This window comes from Polystyrenella longa, from assembly GCF_007750395.1.
Taxonomy (GTDB): domain Bacteria; phylum Planctomycetota; class Planctomycetia; order Planctomycetales; family Planctomycetaceae; genus Polystyrenella; species Polystyrenella longa.
On record NZ_CP036281.1, the window covers coordinates 1,012,290 to 1,029,515 of the forward strand.

General features: G+C 50.2%; 14 protein-coding genes and 1 tRNA gene. 10 read left to right on the top strand and 5 right to left on the bottom strand.

Going from position 1 to position 17,226, the window contains the following annotated elements; genetic code table 11:
* Window positions 1–130 precede the first annotated feature (130 nt).
* Together Pla110_RS03855 and Pla110_RS03860 are read left to right on the top strand one after the other, a co-directional pair.
* Window positions 131–1,120 (top strand): acyl-CoA desaturase, encoded by a 990-nt coding sequence (locus Pla110_RS03855; protein ID WP_144993434.1) that lies wholly within the window; start codon window positions 131–133, stop codon window positions 1,118–1,120.
* 225 nt (window positions 1,121–1,345) lie between these two features.
* The gene (locus Pla110_RS03860) at window positions 1,346–3,145 is read left to right on the top strand and encodes an RNA polymerase sigma factor (RefSeq protein ID WP_144993436.1); all 1,800 of its coding nucleotides are present in this window, start codon (window positions 1,346–1,348) and stop codon (window positions 3,143–3,145) included.
* A 131-nt stretch (window positions 3,146–3,276) separates the two neighbouring features.
* Here Pla110_RS03860 and Pla110_RS03865 read toward each other — a convergent pair whose 3' ends face one another.
* Window positions 3,277–3,729: a DoxX family protein gene (locus Pla110_RS03865; RefSeq protein ID WP_144993438.1), complete on the bottom strand. Its 453-nt coding sequence runs from the start codon at window positions 3,727–3,729 to the stop codon at window positions 3,277–3,279.
* Here Pla110_RS03865 and Pla110_RS22505 point away from each other — a divergent pair.
* Window positions 3,718–3,867 carry a hypothetical protein gene (locus Pla110_RS22505; RefSeq protein ID WP_197440486.1) on the top strand — a complete coding sequence of 50 codons (150 nt, stop codon included), beginning with the start codon at window positions 3,718–3,720 and terminating at the stop codon, window positions 3,865–3,867. The genes Pla110_RS03865 and Pla110_RS22505 overlap by 12 nt on opposite strands.
* A gap of 110 nt (window positions 3,868–3,977) precedes the next feature.
* Here the strand turns inward: Pla110_RS22505 and Pla110_RS03870 are convergent, their stop codons facing one another.
* The 4 genes from Pla110_RS03870 to Pla110_RS03885 form a co-directional block, all read right to left on the bottom strand.
* Window positions 3,978–5,948, bottom strand: a complete 1,971-nt coding sequence (locus tag Pla110_RS03870) for a hypothetical protein (RefSeq protein WP_144993440.1) — start codon at window positions 5,946–5,948, stop codon at window positions 3,978–3,980.
* A 237-nt stretch (window positions 5,949–6,185) separates the two neighbouring features.
* The gene (locus tag Pla110_RS03875; RefSeq protein ID WP_144993442.1) at window positions 6,186–6,791 is read right to left on the bottom strand and encodes a gamma carbonic anhydrase family protein; all 606 of its coding nucleotides are present in this window, start codon (window positions 6,789–6,791) and stop codon (window positions 6,186–6,188) included.
* A gap of 55 nt (window positions 6,792–6,846) precedes the next feature.
* A complete protein-coding gene (locus tag Pla110_RS03880; RefSeq protein WP_144993444.1) occupies window positions 6,847–7,959 on the bottom strand; it encodes a DMT family transporter in 1,113 nt (370 codons plus the stop codon).
* 236 nt (window positions 7,960–8,195) lie between these two features.
* A tRNA-Val gene (locus Pla110_RS03885) sits at window positions 8,196–8,268 on the bottom strand.
* Between the two features lie 278 nt (window positions 8,269–8,546).
* Between Pla110_RS03885 and recG the strand changes: the two genes are divergently transcribed.
* The 7 genes from recG (at window position 8,547) to fliE (ending at window position 17,125) form a co-directional block, all read left to right on the top strand.
* Entirely contained in the window at window positions 8,547–10,637 is a 2,091-nt protein-coding gene (gene recG, locus Pla110_RS03890) for an ATP-dependent DNA helicase RecG (protein ID WP_144993446.1), read from the top strand.
* Window positions 10,638–10,950: 313 nt separating this feature from the next.
* A complete protein-coding gene (locus Pla110_RS03895; protein ID WP_144993448.1) occupies window positions 10,951–13,725 on the top strand; it encodes a tetratricopeptide repeat protein in 2,775 nt (924 codons plus the stop codon).
* Window positions 13,726–13,806: 81 nt separating this feature from the next.
* Window positions 13,807–14,259 (top strand): hypothetical protein, encoded by a 453-nt coding sequence (locus Pla110_RS03900; RefSeq protein ID WP_144993450.1) that lies wholly within the window; start codon window positions 13,807–13,809, stop codon window positions 14,257–14,259.
* Window positions 14,260–14,340: 81 nt separating this feature from the next.
* A complete protein-coding gene (locus Pla110_RS03905) occupies window positions 14,341–15,738 on the top strand; it encodes a sigma-54-dependent transcriptional regulator (protein ID WP_144993452.1) in 1,398 nt (465 codons plus the stop codon).
* Window positions 15,739–15,818: 80 nt separating this feature from the next.
* The gene (gene flgB / locus Pla110_RS03910; RefSeq protein WP_144993454.1) at window positions 15,819–16,259 is read left to right on the top strand and encodes a flagellar basal body rod protein FlgB; all 441 of its coding nucleotides are present in this window, start codon (window positions 15,819–15,821) and stop codon (window positions 16,257–16,259) included.
* 61 nt (window positions 16,260–16,320) lie between these two features.
* The gene (flgC, locus tag Pla110_RS03915) at window positions 16,321–16,725 is read left to right on the top strand and encodes a flagellar basal body rod protein FlgC (protein WP_144993456.1); all 405 of its coding nucleotides are present in this window, start codon (window positions 16,321–16,323) and stop codon (window positions 16,723–16,725) included.
* A gap of 88 nt (window positions 16,726–16,813) precedes the next feature.
* Window positions 16,814–17,125 carry a flagellar hook-basal body complex protein FliE gene (fliE, locus tag Pla110_RS03920; protein WP_144993459.1) on the top strand — a complete coding sequence of 104 codons (312 nt, stop codon included), beginning with the start codon at window positions 16,814–16,816 and terminating at the stop codon, window positions 17,123–17,125.
* The last annotated feature ends 101 nt before the right edge of the window (window positions 17,126–17,226 follow it).

The window sequence follows — 17,226 nt, forward strand, 5'->3', positions numbered from 1 at the left end:
GGTCTGGGATTTTTCCGACTCGCCTCACTGTTGATAGAGGCAGTTGATAGAAGCTGTGGTCAGAAACAGAACTGGTGCTGACCACGACCGACTTTGAGTTTGAAATCGTAATGTAGGAAATGGCGAATTCATGGCTACTGAATTAGTAGAACCCGGAGTTCCGGTTGAAGAAACTGAGTCGGTGAATGGCAACCAGGCTGTTGCCATGGCTGGCGGTAGTGGCGAAGCCTTACCCATTTGGGATTCATTTCTTCCCACGCATCTGAGTTGGGCCAACGTTGACTGGGCTGTCTTTATGTGGATGTCAGCAATGCACATCGGATTTCTGGCAGCTCCCTTCTTCTTCACCTGGGAAGCGGGAGTGGTTGCTCTGGTGATGCACTTCCTTTGCTCCAGTTGTGGAATCTGTATCGGTTTTCACCGTTACCTGTCACACCGCTCTTTCCAATTGAAAAAGCCGGCCGAAGCTTTCATGCTGACCTGTGCCGTACTTGCCGGACAGGGATCACCTTTGAAGTGGGCCGCCACCCATCGCCTGCACCACCAGCGTTCCGACAAAGAAGGGGACCCACATTCACCACAGGATGGTAAATGGTGGTCTCACTTGACTTGGTTGTTCATGTCTCAGCCTCCTGAGGCAATTGAGGCGCTCTACAAAAAATACATTCCAGATTTGCTCAAAAAACCGATCATGCGGTTTCTGGAAAAAACATACGGTCCTATCCTGTTGTTGACCGCTCCGGCCTTCTTCGCCGCGGGTTATGTTTATGGTGGCGTGACTCAGGGACTCGCCTTCATGCTGTGGGGCCTCTGCTTCCGAATTGTGGTTTCGTACCATAGCACTTGGTGCGTGAACTCGGCGACACACTTGTGGGGATACATCTCCTACAAGACAACCGACACTTCCAAAAACAACTGGTGGGTTGCCCTGCTGACTTACGGTGAAGGCTGGCACAACAATCACCATGCCCATCCCCGTCTGGCTCGCGCCGGTCACCGCTGGTGGGAAATTGACATTTCCTTCTGGGTCATCCGTCTGATGCAAATGATGGGTCAGGCAACTCAGGTTGTCGACAAAATCCCTACCCAGGGAGCCCAGTCGACAGAGCATGAACTGTAAGCACTTCTGAATTGACTGCTCTCAAATACAGCTGCAAAACGCACTTTGTTTCCTTTGGAAATAAAGTGCGTTTCTTTTTGCGCCGGCGGCTATTTACCGAAGCATTTCCCCGTTGCGAAGATAATTCGAGTAAAATTCAGGAATCGCCGCAAAAAGTCACAGCCACTTTACCGGCTGGAAGCGACTCACCTTTATTAAACGAAATATTCCTGTTTCAGGTGCCCGATGAGTTCCTCAGAGTCAACTCCTCAATTGATAACCGACGCCGAACTGCTCCATTCGATCCGAGAGCAGCAGGATCAGGTCGCTTTACAGACGTTAGTCGAGAAGCATTCGACGCTATTAATGTCCGTATGCGCACAGATTCTGCATGATCAAAACGATGCGGAAGATGCGTTTCAGAACATAGTGATTACTTTCGTCAAAGATGCGAGCAAGATTAAGGAACCGCAATATGTCTCTTCCTGGCTCTACCGGGTGGCACAGCGGGAGTCGTTCAACATTCTCAGGAAACGCAAACGCATGCGGACCGAGCCATTAAGAGATCAACCTGTTGAAACTAACGCGATTGTCCCTGTTCCTGAAAAGCGGGAGGAATTAATCGCACTCCATGAAGAGATGGATCAGATACCAGAAAAGTTTCGCAGCCCGTTAATTCTCTGTTATCTGGAAGGGAAATCTCGACAGGAAGCGGCGTTCGAGTTAAACGTCACCGTCAGTTCGATCAAAGCGAGTCTGGCCTCTGGACGAGATCTATTGAGAAAACGATTGCTGCAACGGGGGATTGTTCTCGCCTGGGTCCTCTCGGCCTGGAATTCTTCTCAGGTGTCGGCAGGAGTAACCGTCTCGGCAGCTTTAGCACAACAGGCAATGAGTAGCGGAGTAGCTTCGTCAACGGGCTCCTCTTCCTTGGTGACTTCCATGAATAGTTCCGGTGGAACTGTAGTCAAAGGGGCGACGTACATGACGATGGGATCGACATATAAAATACTTGCGTGGTTGGTGTTTTCGGCTCTTATATTAGGAGGAGCAGCAGCCGTAATCAACTTCGACGACCCTCTGGACGATCCCGAAGTCGCAGGAGAAGTGCCGGTCAAGGTCGAAGAAATCGAATCTGAAGAGCTCGGGCCTGAAGTCCTGGAATTGATTGAAAAGCTGAAAGAGAAGGAGCCGTTGTACCGCAACTTTGATGTGACGATGCATTTCACTGGCGATCAGGCCGTGATGAGAAATACCGGTAATCGCTCGGATGGGATGGAGCAGCGGCAACTTGTTCAACATATCCATCAGCAGCTTCGCAAAGTTATCCAGGGAGAGATGATCCGAACTGAGTTTGACGAAGAGGTCGTTTCTTTCTTCACAGAATCGTTCGATGGGGGCCAGGAAAATATACGCAACCAAACACAACACAAACTTCAGATCGAAACTTTCGACGGCGAGTCGACGACTTCCGTGGCGGTTACTCCTGAGGATCCGATGGTTAAAATGATTCCGAACCCCTATCAAGTCTGTTTAGGAGAGCGTCCTGACAGAAACGTTCCCTTGTCCGACTTGTTTCAGGGGGGCGAACACGCCACTAAAATGATTCAGGCAAAATCAGAAAAACCCTATCCAGCGAGTGCCCGTTTTATGACCTCATTTGTGGAATATACGGAACTCGCTGGCGAACCAGTGATTGTCGTTCATTTTGATTTCTACTTGAAGCGTGCAGCGTCTAATCGGGTGATTCAAAAAGATCGCATCTATCTGGCCATCAATAAAAACTATATCCCGATGAGATGGGAGCTGGATTCGAAAGTAGATCCTACTAAGAAGAATTACTATCAAGTACTCACCTGGTCAGAGCCGGAAGAGGGAGTCTGGTTTCCTGAAACGGCGGAATCGATAAGATATGAAAAGCAGGGTCGCCGAGAGGTCAATTATAGTTATGACGTCACGACCTTGAACCCGGAGTACCCGAAGGCCTTCTTTCAAGTTGAAGAGTCAGCGAATTCAGACGAAGTCGATGAACGTCCTGTTCCTTAGCACTCACTCTATATCGCATTCCAGATATCTGTAGCGTGTTCAGTCGGCGTAGCCTGCTGTGTGTAAGGGCTTTTTGGGACCGATAGCCGCCACACTTATCCTGGACAAGATCTAAATCGCGATTGGAATCCTCAGTTGAAGTCAGAACCTCTTCCCGTCGGTACCGACAGAGTGCCCAGCAGGAATGCCGCGGCCGAGGCGGTCCAAACTGAATAAGTGAAAGGGCCTTCGGCACCTGTTGCCACGGACATCGATAAGGCGAATGTGAGCAGCATCAGACTACTCCCATAGGCGAAAATTCGAAGCTGGTAGCCCACCAGTAAACCAATCGCCAGAACTATTTCTATCACGGTTGCCATCCAGGCAAACAGCGGGACCAGCCCCTGCGGGAGAAACCAGAGCAGCATCGCCGTGTAGTCGGTGAAGGCAGTGAAGTTTCCCCAGGCAACTTCTCCCGTACCCGGTTCACCCCAGAGGCCAAAGCGGTCTGCGACTGCTGAGAGAAAAGAGAACGCCAACGCAACTCGAACTGCAATCATGGCGATCTTGAGAAGAAGGGAGTGTTGAACAGAATGACTATTCATATTGAAGGCTTCTTTTTCGCATTAGGGGCTGGTTCGGAAAAAGTTCGGGGGATGATTCTTAGTTTCGCTGCTTTCGACCAGAAAGAGAAACGGATGGATGTGGAACGGTGGCGGGATGAGCTTGTCTGTTCCCATTAAATGAGTCGCAGTAAAGCAATCGATCACTCCAACGAATCCTGCAAAAAAACGGCTGGCCCGTTTCCAGACCAGCCGTTTAGAGTTTAGCATTCATCGGAGATGTAGAAGGCTTACATTCTCACGTAAATATTCTGTTTCTCCAGGCTGCGGACCATGGCCCAGACAATGACGAGGAACAGCATCATACTCCAGAAAATGAACCAGGGGCCTGCATCATCGGGCAGGATTTCCGGGAGAAATGCATGCATGATTACTTCGTGGATGGCGTAGGCGGCTAGTGGGTTCATGCCGAAGGTACGGAAGACCGGCACCACAACTCCACCAATGTCGCACAGCACGACAAAGAGTGCGAGTACGACGAAGGCAAAACCGGTCGCGAACATGATGAAGGGCAGGGTGACCACTCGTTTCCAGAGCAACCAGTAGTTTGCCATCTGCGTTTCCGCTCCGCCAATCAGATAGTCTTCTTCCTGGGTGAAGGGCGTATTGGGGATATACGAACTCCAAGAGCGATTGCCCAGTTGAGACAGAGGAGGAATCACCGGTGAGGCAGGTTGGTTATACGCTCGGTTACTTCGGACCTGTGAGGCTTCGGCAGGCTCAATCAACAACGCTCGAATCTCTTCCTGTACCTCATCGTTCTTGCTGCTGATGAATTCTTCGACTGACATTTCCCGATCAGCATCGTCTTCGTAGTAACCGTTATCTGCAAGAATCTGTTTATTTTCCTGTTCGATAACGCGAGGAGAATCATAGAAGTTGGCGAGACCAGACAGGAGGTATGCGATTACCATGAATCCGGCTCCCCAGCCCAGTAGGTTGACCACATTCTTTTCAGCCTTTTCACCGTTCATAATGTCGAAACTGAGCGAGCCAGCAAACATCGCGACAGCCCAAGCAAAGACGCCGAAGCAGCCACCATCCCAGCCACGGTTATTTCCTGTGCCCCACAGTTGGCCCATCCAGTTGTTCAAGCCGTGTTCAGGGTTGATATAAATAGCACCTTCGGTGTATCCGAAGAAAAACTGCCAGTTGAATATATAGGTGATGAACATATGCCCGAGACCGAACAGGACCATCACTCCGAACCGACTCCAGAAGGGAAGATGAATGAAAGGAAGCACGACGAGTTGTGTCACGCCAATTACGGCGAGCGTTTCCCACAGGTCTGACTTTAAAACTAACGCAAATGTTTTGCCCATGTGAGACCAGAAATAGGGTGCCCCTGTATATTCAGGATTCCAAATATCAGAATCGATCAGTTCCTGTTCCTGCACACTCAGGTCGGCTTCCTGGATTTCGCCAGAAAATAGTTTTTGTTCCAGTTCCGCTTTTTCTGCTTCCAGCGATTTATAATAAGTGTATCGTTGATAATCACGATCGCGAGAAAGTTCATTTTCAGTATATAAACCCTCTTCAACCAATTCATAAGCGGCTGCACCTTTCTTGGCGTTTTGTGCCTGCTCGTGTTTCATGTATTCCTGATAATACTCGTGGTTGGTCAGGAACAGCTCGTAATTTTGATCGACCCCCCTTTGGATTCTCGCATTAAGAGCTTGTTCTTCTGACCCTGCCAGTGGTTCATCGGTCGAAACCAAAGCCATTTCTTTGGCGGCCACCTGCTTGCGAATTTCGTTGCGGACTGCTTCTTCGTTTAACTGATCCTCGGGGGTTCTAAGAAAACCTTCCAACTCTCTTTCATTCATTTCGATGTCCGGATCAACATAGAAATCGCTGTAACTTCCCCAGTCGTGTCCGATTCCGAAGATCGCGACTGAAACCAGGATGAGCGCCAGAGATCGTCGAACGTAACTGAGATACGTTTTCGTTTTGCCCAGTTGCGGCAGGCGTTTCAGGATGGTGAGCCGAAAAGAAAATCCGACTGCAAAAATAAATGCCGGCATGATGGTGTCGGCGTAACTGAAGAAATAATCGTTGTGCAGCAACGTTGTGTAGACATTGTCGAAATGTCCCAGGTAGTTGACGATGAACATCCCCAGAACGGTATAGCCCCGGAACTGGTCCATGGAGACGATACGGCCCGTATTGGTGGCGGGGGGGACCAATGCTGCTTCTGTCATAATAAAAAAGAACCTCTGTATGATCGTTGGCGAAACGGAGGGGAGTAACTACGGAGTGTGAGTGATAGCAGGTAGAGAAAATACTTCGAATGTGAGTGCGTGAAACGCAAGAAGCGGTTGAATGAATGTTGCTTCGAGAGCTTCTAACATAACACCAACGCTTCGTTACCTCAACTATCAACCGAGTCGGAAAGAGGTGACGTGCTGATAGATTTTCACGTTCGGCGAAGTTTTGAATCAGCTTTTCGGGTCGTTTTCGAAGGCTTTGTACAGTACACCACAGTTGACATAATGTTGATAAGCATGGGAGAGGCGGCCTTGCTGTTCCGCGGTCAGTGAACTGATCTCCCGCGCGGGCACGCCCGCCCAGAGTGTGTGAGGTGGAACGACAGTTCCTTCCCGCACGACGGCCCCTGCGGCAATTAACGCTCCTTTTCCAATCTTACAACCCGTTAACAGGGTGGCGCCCATGCCGATCATCGCTTCATCTTCAATATGACAGGCATGCACGATGGCGCGATGACCAATCGTTACCCGGTTTCCAATTTCGCAAGGATAACCACGATCGGTGTGTAAGACGGAAAGGTCCTGAATATTTGTCTCGTCACCGACGGTAATCGATTCGCCATCCCCTCGCAGGATAGCACCGTAGAAAACAGAGGACCGGCGACCCAGTTTGACTCGACCGAGAACCGTTGCGTTGGAGGCGATCCAGGCGGTTGGGTCGATCTCCGGTTTCGCGTTGAGTGCCTTCCATATATCGGGGACGTCCGGATAGGGGAGTTCCGGTATATCGGAAGACCCTGCATTGTTGATTCCGGTATCATCGGCGGGCTGATTCATGGGGGGAACTCCTCCTGGGGCTGCTCAACTACGCGTGTTTTATCTATCAGGTCGATCAACTCGGTTCGGAAGAACTCGAGTAAGGTTGCTCGTGGTCTTGTGTGGTTCCCGGAGTAAGCTGGGCGACTCCTCCCAGAGGTAAAGGAGATCCTGTTTCCGGTTCGGGAATTAGATTCGGCGACTCTTCTGATTGCTTCAGTGCTTCCCCCTTCTGGTTTTTCGGTCTTGGAGGTCGCAATATGAACAATGCTATCATGGTGAGGAGCGTGCCGCAGCAAAGCCAGAATGTCATCGGTTCCCCGAACAGGAAAACGGCGATCATCCCACACATGGCAATCTGTGACGTATTCACCAGATTCGCTTGAACGACGGTGATGTATTTCATCGCAGCACCGATCGCAAAGAAGGCAATTGCGTTAAAAATGCCAGCGTATGCCATCATCCGCCATTCGGAAGGGGTAGCGGCCAACATCTCCGCTGTTTCCATTCGCAGCACGCAGTAAATACCAAGAGCAACGACACCCACTGTGCTTAACCAGACGAGGGTTCCCGCGAGAGAAACCTGCTTTTTTAAACAGTGTCGGATGGCGACGCCACTGGTTCCATAAGAAATTCCCGCAACCGTCGCTGCTCCAATTGCGATGATCGTTGTCCAGATACTCGATTGATCAAGGTAAGTGTTCGCCGCCGTCGCTTCTTGTGTCGCCATACCCAAGAGGACCACAGCAGTCAGCAGCAGCACGATGGAAACGACGGTCCGCATCTGGAGCGTTTCTTTCAGCCAGAACCAACTTAACCAGGCACTACTTAATATGATGCTGGCAAAACAGAGGGGCACAGACAGGGCCAAACCACCGTAGCTGAGGGAATACTGGAAGCATACATTTCCACCAAATTGCATGATCAATCCGAAACCAATCATTGGCCAGAACAGTTCTTTCGGCGGAAGCGCGCTCAGCCCTTTAAATCGGCGATGAGCGAGAACCACCCAACTGAGGATCGTGGCGGGAACGGCTTTAATACAGGTGACCCAGACTGCCCAGTCGAAGTCGCTGGTGTCCGCCAGGTTGTTCAGCATTGAATTGGCGATGGAATAGCAAATCGCCGAAAGAAAACCGAGTGCAATGCCCAGCGGTGCGAGATTACGAGAGGATGTCGCGGAAGTCATCAGGGACGAGGGCTCATTTCTCGTGGAAGGCAATTCTCGTGCGAAGTAATGAGAGCGAACCGGGTTGCTCTCTCCCTAACAAAAAAGTTCCAGGGGCAGTTAAACTTAGTACTGCTGCTGGAACTAGAATGGCATCATTATGCTGGAATTGATTCTGAAAACTGATGGTAGCGACCTGCATCCGATAAGGAAGACAGAAGCGGGCCGACAGCCGATTTCAGGATTACCTTAAATAATGGGCGTGGCAGGATTTGAACCTGCGACTTCCACCGTGTGAAGATGGCACTCTAGCCCCTGAGTTACACGCCCCAAAGTTGACCACATCTTAGCCAAACTACAGGAAATCTCAAGTTCCGTTCCCTGCTTCAGATCGGAAATCCGGAGGCTGTATTCAGAAACAGGCCCAGCAAGCGACAATTTTAAACGGAACTTGCGGTGAAGGTGAACTCTTTTGGCAGGGGCAGTATGATGGGGCTGCTCAAGATGAGTATACATCATTATTCACATGATACTGATGACCGCCCCAAGACTGACGATTTTCTTCTGCCTTAATCCTCCTTGTCCGTATTATTTTCGACCACTTGTCCATGACCGACCGCACGTTGCAACAATCTGCTCAATTTATTTCCGGGATTGGACCGGAGATGGCCGCTCTTCTGGCTCGGATGGGGTTGGAAAGTGTGGAGGACATGTTATGGAATCTGCCGCGCGACGTGTTGGATCTGACTCACGTCAGCCGGGTTGAAGATTTGCAGGCGGACGAACTACAAACTGTCCGCGGTCAGGTTGTCGATATTGATGGTCGGATGTTGAATCGGGGGCGGGTACTAACGACTTGCCTACTCGATTGCGATGGCGCGTATCTGCAAGCCAGCTGGTTCAATCAAGCCTGGGTTCGAAATAAGCTTGTTCCGGGTGGAACTTACCTGTTCTCAGGAAAACCCAAACGGCGTAGCGGTCGTTGGGAGATGTCCCACCCCAGAATGCAATTTCTGGAAGAGGACGAACAATCGGCACACGGTGGCATTCTGCCCAAGTATGGACTAACCGAGGGACTGAAGATGCACACCATGCTTCGTCTCATGCGGACCGCCGTCGAAGAGTATTCCGATCTTCTACCGGAACGATTGCCGGAATCGTTCCGGACTCATTTCGAGTTGAGCACGCTGCAAGAGGCGATTCGCCAAGTGCATCTTCCCAACACGATGGACGAATACAATGCTGCTCGTCGCCGATTGATCTTTGAAGATCTTTTGGAGTTCGAAGTCGGTCTCGCTCTGCGCAAACAGCGTTGGCAGAAACAGGGCCAGGCACCTGTGTTGCCTATGTCGGCCAAAATTGATTCTCGTATCCGGCGTCGTTTTCCGTTTCAATTTACTCCGGGACAGAACGAGGCGATTACCGATGTCGTCGCCGATCTACAACGTGATATCCCAATGCATCGATTGTTGCAGGCGGATGTCGGTGCCGGTAAAACGGTCATTGCAATCTACGCGATGCTCGTAGCGGTAGCGGCTGGACATCAGGCCGTATTAATGGCACCTACGGAGGTTCTGGCAAATCAGCATTGGCAGACACTAAGCAGTTTGTTGTTCGACAGTCAGGTTAATATCCAACTACTGACGAGCGCCCTGACAACCGCGCAGCGACGAGAGGCGTTAACACGTATCAAAGAGGGGGCCGTTAATCTTATCGTGGGAACTCAGGCAGTCATCCAGCAAGATGTCTTGTTTCACAAACTGGGAGTGGCGGTGATTGATGAACAGCATAAGTTCGGAGTCGAGCAGCGGGCGGTCTTCACCAGCTCCCAAGATTCTCCCCATGTTCTCGTCATGACGGCGACACCAATTCCCCGTAGTTTGTGTATGACGATGTTCGGTGATCTCGATCTAACATTAATAAATGATAAACCTCCCGGTCGCCAGGCCGTTGTCACCAGCCGAATTATGGGAGTCGGAGCCCGAAAGAAAGCCTGGCAGTTCATAACCAAACAACTGCAAACGGGCAGACAGGCTTACGTAGTCTGCCCCCGAATTGAAGTGAGTGAACAGGAAGTGGCCGATCCGCTGGAGATCCCTGTCAGCGCCGAAACCGTCTTTAAACATCTGTCTCATAACGAATTGAAAGACTTCCGAGTCGAATTGCTGCATGGGCAGATGGATCGAGAGCGGAAACAGGCGACGATGGAACGGTTTCGCAATCAAGAAACGGATGTGCTTGTCTCCACAACGGTTATTGAAGTCGGTGTCGATGTTCCCAACGCGACATTGATGGCCATTATGCAGGCCGAGAGATTCGGGCTGTCTCAGCTCCATCAATTACGGGGCCGCATCGGTCGAGGCAAATACCAAGGGTACTGTTTCCTCTATTCAGAAGCCGATTCCGAAGAGGCCAGCCAACGCCTAGCTACTTTGGAACAGACGAATGATGGCTTTCAGGTTGCCGAGGCCGATTTTGAATTGCGAGGTCCGGGGGATGTTCTCGGCACGCGGCAGCACGGAGCGATGCCACTTCGGGTTGCTCACCTGGTCCGCGATGTCAAAGTCCTCGAAGAAGCCAGAGGAGCCGCCTTTAAACTGGTTGAGAGTGGCCGGTTACACGACCCGGAGTATCAATCGCTCCATCGGCAAGTCGAAGAACGCTTTGGAAGCCTGCTCTCCCTGACTCCCGGCGGCTGATTACAAGGTCGACGGAAGCTCACCACGCCATGTTCTGTTGGAGTCGGAAGACTGGGTAGAACAGGAGGGCTTCGGGCGCGGTCTCGTGTTGACACGTTTTTGAAATCCGGATAAGACCCGCGTCTCTTTCTCTCTTTCTCTACCCCAAAACCAAAATAGGCTCAAGTTTTCGTCATTCACCGTAAGGGTGGAACGAAGTCATTTGAGCCGGGACGTTCTATCGTCAGGTCCTTTTCATGCGCTCATTTTGCGTCTGGAAAGCAGCGTGATCGGTACAACGAATAAATAGCCTGCGTGCGTGCAGGACGGGAATATGAAAGCTCTCCTCTCAGATACTAAGGTTCAAGCTGGGTTCGGCATACTATTGCTGATTCTAGGTGGGATCAATTTCTGGTTGTGGAACGACCACGAGGAGTTTCATCCCGACGAATACCTCAAGGTCGCGCTGAAGAGACTTGTCCCCCGCAGCCAAATGGATGCCAATCTGGTCAATCTGGATTCGGCAGAACTACGACGTCAGGCGTTGCAAGCCACGCGTTGGGCAGAAGCGGTTGCTTACCCAGGTCAGGAACTGATTGTTTCGTTCGACTATCTCTACGGCATCATCTACTTTGGTGATGCGATGGCAATGGAAGGGGACCCTAGCACTCAAAAACCGATGTTGCGTAAAGCGGCCTGGCACCTCCGAGAGGCAGATCAGGGAGAAGATCCCCAATACAAACACAGATTGAAATACGCTTATGGTGTCTGTTTGCAAAAACTGGGCAATACCGATGAAGCGATCAATCAACTGGAACAAATTTTTGATTTCAAAGAGGCCATTAAAGCTCATCGACCGGGAAAATCGAAAGATGACATCGAAATTGAGCCTCTGTCTGCCCGGCAATTACTAGATGCTTCTTTGCGGCTTCAAAACATGTGGTGGTTGGAAAAAGACGAAATGACCCTGCTGAAAGCGGCTCGTTATTCCAACGCTGTTTACTGGGTGCTTCAACAGGGTCCCGGAATTCTGCCACTCCACGAAGAACAACCTTACCCGGAAATGTCGCCACAACAACTGGATCAAGTCGATCCGAATAATAAACTGGTTTTCACGCATCAGGGCATTACTAAGTTTACAGATGAACAACGTTACGAAGCCTTGATTTTACGAGCACAGGTTTACGCTGCGGTAAACCGCATCAGCGATCTGCTTGATTCTCATCCTGAACTGACAGGGGTTAGTGTCGATGCCATTATTCATCGAGAACTAACTGACGAAGAACGAAACCTGCAGAGCACAAAGTTGATTCAGGCACAGCATCTGATGGAGGAAGGTTTGTTCCAACAGGCGAGAAAAGGACTCGAAGAAATCGCCCATTCCAAAGGACTCGACCGGACTTATGCTCGTAAAGCCCTGTTCCTCATTGGTGAATGCGATCGTGAGAGTGGGGAATTGTTAATTGATGAAAACGATCAACAGGAACGATTCGACCGGGCAATTGTCTTTTATGAACGGACCGCAGATGAATTTTCCAATACTCCGGAAGGGGTTGCTGCCAACCTTTGGGCGGCTGTGCTTCATCAAAAAGTGGGTAAGGACGAACAGGCCCTGCAACGTTACCGCAAAGCGCTTAAGTCCATTGAAGACGTGGAGGAGTTTCAGAATATCTGGCTCAGTCTCTTAAGATTTCAGGATGAAGTCCATCGTGGCTGGAGACGGTGGATCGATGAACAGAAATATGACGATGCCATTGCTCTTTCGAAATGGTTGCCTCGACTTTTCAGCGAAGCCCGATCTAAAGAGTTGGTTGCTGAAACCTATAAACAACACGCTCTCTATCTGGATGAACGCCTTAAATCTGCGAACTATTCCCAGTGGAAGAAACTTAAAACAGAGATGCGCGCCGTCTGGGTTCAAGCCGGAGCGGCTTCCGAAGAAAAAGCCCAGTATTTGAAAAACGCCTCTGAATATTCCGATGCACTCTGGGAAAGTTCCGACCAGTATCGTCGTGGACACGACTTCAAGAAATCGATTCGTGTAACGCACCAGTTTATCTCGTGCAAACCGGGAAGAGGCTTGGCCCGCGCCTATGTGCGATTGGGAGAAAACTATATGGATCTCGATCTGTTAGACGACGCGATCGAGGCGTTCAAACGAGTAATACTAGAATATCCAACGGATGTCTTCGCTTTCGAGGCACAGCATCTGCTCGGACAATGTTACTTTGAAAAAAGCTATCTTGATGAAAAAAATTCGGACAACCTGGCTAAGGCAGAAGAGGCCTGGGTAAAGGTCTATACATCAGAAAAGCTGACCCCCGATGCGTTGGAATGGCGTCGCACTCTTTTCGGATTGGGGAGACTGTATTTCCTGAAAGGATCGATGATCTACAACCAGAACATGATCAGCGGTAAAGAATCCAAAGAGAATGATTCGGCGAACGAATCGGATCGACTTAATGAGGCGTTCGATTACTGGTCTCTCGCCATTGATCGCCTAGACGAGCTACTGGTTCGCCTCCCGGATGGTGAAAACCAGTTCGAAGCCCGGTACCTGTTAGCGCACGCCTATCGGCGCAGTGCCGAAAAGCCCGCTGCCGAATTCGAAATTGCCGAAACCGATACGGCACGAGAAGGTCTCCGTCTGCAGGTTAACGAATTTAATCTGGAAGCGATGGGGCAGTTTGAAATCCTGCGTGACAAACTGTTGAAACTCAAAAATGCCGATCGTCTGGATGAACTCGGTCAGCGAATTCTTCGAAACAGTTATTTTGAAATCGCACACATTCTGTATGCCCTTGGCGATATTGACGCGGCGAAAGATGCCTACTTCGCGGCGGTAACTGAATATCCCGATGATGAGATGGTCATTCTTTCCTACATTCAAATCGCCAACTGTTTCAAACAAAAGGGACAGGATCTGGACGCCAATGCATTCATCGCCACGGCCCGATTTACCTATGAAAAATTTCTGCAGGATGGAACGATCTTCGCGAAGAACAAAACGAACCTGAGCCAGGATGAGTGGGGCTACTGGTTGGACTGGACCAGAAATGCGTATGGCCTGTCTCAGGCAGACTCGACTGAAGAAGGTGACCTGCAATGAAACGTCTTATTACCAAACAAACTTGTTTATTTGAGGCTGGGGTAATGATAGCACCTTTTTCAATGAGAGAGGATGCGTAACATGTCGACACGAAAATCGATGAACTATCACTCCTTTTTTAAACACAGATACGAACATTGCCGCATTCTTCTGGCTCTCTCTGAAGAGCAGAATCAGGCGATTGTTGAGAATCGACTTGACGATTTATTATCGATCATCGGCCGGAAACAGCGTGTACTGAAGTTGATGGAAGATGAAAAAAGGCAACACCCCGAACTCTGGGAACACTGGCAGTCGGATCGCGAAACATTTGACGCGAACAGTCGAGAGCAGTGTGAGCAATTGCTATCGGATACCGAAACGGTCATGGCCTCTCTCGTTCAACTTGAACAACAGGGAACCAGCCAGTTGCAGAAAAACCGGGATGAAACTCAGCAACAGCTACATCTGGTCTCTCAAAGTATGCAGGCGAATGACGCCTACAGCGACCAGACAGATGAGAAGACGCACCGCTATTTGAATGTCGGGCGTTAATTATTGTCGTTCAAACAGATCAAGCCGTCATCAGAATCAGATAACTTATCGAATTAACATCGATTTTGCGGAGTTGGAATTATGCATTCGCATTCATTCAGCACGAACAATTCAATCGCCCCCCAGGTCCTGATTTATGCGACCGAAGGGACAACTCGTCACCGTCGTTGCGAGCAATTGCAGCGGGCTGGGTTTTTACTTCAGCAGGCCGAAAGCTTTGCAGCAGTGAAGGAAAGCCTGTTGGAAAGCGATGTCGCCGTCTGCCTGGTGGAAGCGGTCGATGGCAATCGGGCTATTGTTGAGTTCTATTCCTTCATTCAGGAACAGCAGCTCCATACGCAGCTAGTCTGCATGATACCCGAATCGGAATCGGTCAGTCGGATGACGATTCCCGCTGCACGGTATGATATTCTGGAATCAAACACTCCGGTTGATCGACTTCGTTCAGTTCTGTTTGCAGCAACCGAACGTCATCGCCTGTCGTCGGAAAACCGAAAGCTGCAACAGCAACTCGTTACACAATGTTTTGCCCCACTGGTATGTATCAGCCCGGCGATGCAGCAGTTGCAGTCTTCCCTGGAGGTCCAGGCTAAACAAGAACTTCCTTTCTGTCTGGTAGGAGAGCAGGGGACCGACTTTGTACGGATGGCGCGTTGCGTTCACTCGCTTAGTTCTCGCGGAGTCAATCGTTTTCAGGTCTTTCATGTCGGGCACCATACGCTGGAGCAAATGGAAACCGAACTTTTTTCCAACGCACCAGAATCCCGTATCCAGCTAGCCTCCGGTGGTAGCCTGCTGTTGGATCAGGTCGAAGCGATGCCGCTTACCATGCAGCCGGCTCTTGTTCGTTTGATCGAACGAACTCAACGACATGACGAACAACTGGGAATGACTACGACTCCCCTGCCAAGATTGATTCTGTCATTAAGCGAAACTATCGAAACGGCATTCCAATCCGAACGGATTATCCCAGAGCTATATGCGTTGCTGGGTGGCTGCCAGATTTCCGTGCCCCCATTGCGGCAGCGACGGGAAGATCTGACCTGTCTGGCTGAGAACATATTGGAAGAGATCGCATTACAAGAAGGGTTGCCTATTCAAGCTCTTGATAGCAGCGCTCTGCATCTGATTCAAACACAATTCTGGTTAGGAAACGAAGCCGAACTCCGATCGATTCTATACAAGGCATGCTCTTTAAATCCGGGTCACATGCTGACCTCAGAACTGTTGCGAGCCTGGATCGGCACCGATTCAAACTCGGCAGAACAGGCGGGATTAACGCTTAAAGAGATGGAACGTAAACTCATCGAGACGACATTTACCCGGTTCGGCGGCAATCGAGAAAAGACAGCTCAGGCGTTGCAAATCGGTTTGCGAACCTTGTCGGGCAAGCTGAGAGAATATGGTTATCCACCCCGGGGCGGCCCAGGCTCGAACATTAAGACTGAAGTCTCTTCTGAACTTCGTCGAGCCGCTTGAGCCAACCCTGATTGTCTCTTTAGACCGATTTATAGACCTCTTTTGAAAATTGAATTTCTACGCGACCAGGATATCTCGCCATGATGCATTCCCTATTCGATCAAACCACGATTCCTCTCCTGGAGAAGGTTGCGCAGTTTGGTCAACGACGTCACGAAGTGCTGGCCGGGAATCTGGCGAACGTAGATACGCCCGATTATCGTCCTCGCGATTTGCCTGTCGATGATTTTAAACAGGCACTGCAACAGGCGGTAACACAGAGACAGCTGAATGAAACCGGAGGGAATTCCGCTGCGGACTATTATGCCATCCGCACGTCGCCCCAGACCAAATTTACAGAAGAACTATTTCAGGCAGTTGAGGCGGATCCGGAAAACGTCACCTTTCATGACAACAATAATCGCAGCGTCGAGACCGAAGTCGCCAAAATGACCAAGAATATGATGATGCAGAACTATGCGGTGCAACTGATGACGGCTCAGTTTAACCTGATGCAGTCGGTCATCTCGGGTCGTGCGTAATTTTTGATTAGCCACTGTTTCAGGATCATACCGAACACAGTTTCGTTCGAAGGAGTCGAATATGTTTAAAGCAATTGATATCAGTACCAGTGCTCTAGTTGCTCAGCGAATGCGGATGGATACGATTTCCGGCAACATTGCTAATGCCCATACGACACGCGATGCCGAAGGAAACTTGAGTCCCTTTCAACGTCGATTCGTTACCTTCGCGGCTGACAATAAGGATGACACCCGTGGAGCGGGTGTCGTTGGAGAAGTGCAGGTGGATGACGCAACACCTCCTCGACGCAAGTTTGAACCGGGACACCCCGATGCCGATCAGGATGGATTCGTTTCTCTGCCGAACTTTGACATGGTGACCGAATTCGTCAATGCAATGGAGGCTAACCGTGCGTACGAAGCGAACGTCGCCGCGATGGACATCACCAAACAAATGACCCAGTTAGGGCTGAAAATCCTCGGTTAGATAATCTCGATTAGATAATGTCGTCGTGTTAATTGAAGTTGTACATCTGACGCTCTTACCAGCTCCTGTTCGATGTGGAAAATAGAAAATGACCCAACCCATTTCCTCACTGTCTCAATTCCCCCCTTTGATGCAACCTGACTTCCCGAATTCTGCGACCGAATCGGGAGCAGTGGGTGGTGGGTCTTTTCAGGATTTGCTCGTGGGAGCAATTTCGGAAACGAACCAGTTGGAATTGAGCGCGAACAATGCGATTGATCGCAGTTTGATCGGAGAGGATATCTCCCAGGTGGAAGTCATGTCCGCAGTGAAAAAGGCAGACTTGTCGATGCGAATGCTCCTCCAGATGCGTAACAAGGTCATGGAAGCCTACCAGGAACTCCAGCAATTGCGGATGTAGATTCGATCGCCTGTATAACGCGAAAGGGCATTTGAAAACCTGGTTGTGGATGATCTGGATGCTACAAATAGAGAGGCAAGGTCACCCGTTAGAGGGTTTTG

What these genes read in the sequence shown, in the direction of transcription:
- flgC (WP_144993456.1), top strand. Translation starts at nt 16,321, where the DNA reads ATGTTTAAAGCAATTGATATCAGTACCAGTGCTCTAGTTGCTCAGCGA.
- Pla110_RS03865 (WP_144993438.1), bottom strand. Translation starts at nt 3,729, where the DNA reads ATGAATAGTCATTCTGTTCAACACTCCCTTCTTCTCAAGATCGCCATG.
- Pla110_RS03855 (WP_144993434.1), top strand. Translation starts at nt 131, where the DNA reads ATGGCTACTGAATTAGTAGAACCCGGAGTTCCGGTTGAAGAAACTGAG.
- Pla110_RS03900 (WP_144993450.1), top strand. Translation starts at nt 13,807, where the DNA reads ATGTCGACACGAAAATCGATGAACTATCACTCCTTTTTTAAACACAGA.
- Pla110_RS03895 (WP_144993448.1), top strand. Translation starts at nt 10,951, where the DNA reads ATGAAAGCTCTCCTCTCAGATACTAAGGTTCAAGCTGGGTTCGGCATA.
- recG (WP_144993446.1), top strand. Translation starts at nt 8,547, where the DNA reads ATGACCGACCGCACGTTGCAACAATCTGCTCAATTTATTTCCGGGATT.
- Pla110_RS22505 (WP_197440486.1), top strand. Translation starts at nt 3,718, where the DNA reads ATGACTATTCATATTGAAGGCTTCTTTTTCGCATTAGGGGCTGGTTCG.
- fliE (WP_144993459.1), top strand. Translation starts at nt 16,814, where the DNA reads ATGACCCAACCCATTTCCTCACTGTCTCAATTCCCCCCTTTGATGCAA.
- Pla110_RS03875 (WP_144993442.1), bottom strand. Translation starts at nt 6,791, where the DNA reads ATGAATCAGCCCGCCGATGATACCGGAATCAACAATGCAGGGTCTTCC.
- Pla110_RS03905 (WP_144993452.1), top strand. Translation starts at nt 14,341, where the DNA reads ATGCATTCGCATTCATTCAGCACGAACAATTCAATCGCCCCCCAGGTC.
- flgB (WP_144993454.1), top strand. Translation starts at nt 15,819, where the DNA reads ATGATGCATTCCCTATTCGATCAAACCACGATTCCTCTCCTGGAGAAG.
- Pla110_RS03880 (WP_144993444.1), bottom strand. Translation starts at nt 7,959, where the DNA reads ATGACTTCCGCGACATCCTCTCGTAATCTCGCACCGCTGGGCATTGCA.
- Pla110_RS03860 (WP_144993436.1), top strand. Translation starts at nt 1,346, where the DNA reads ATGAGTTCCTCAGAGTCAACTCCTCAATTGATAACCGACGCCGAACTG.
- Pla110_RS03870 (WP_144993440.1), bottom strand. Translation starts at nt 5,948, where the DNA reads ATGACAGAAGCAGCATTGGTCCCCCCCGCCACCAATACGGGCCGTATC.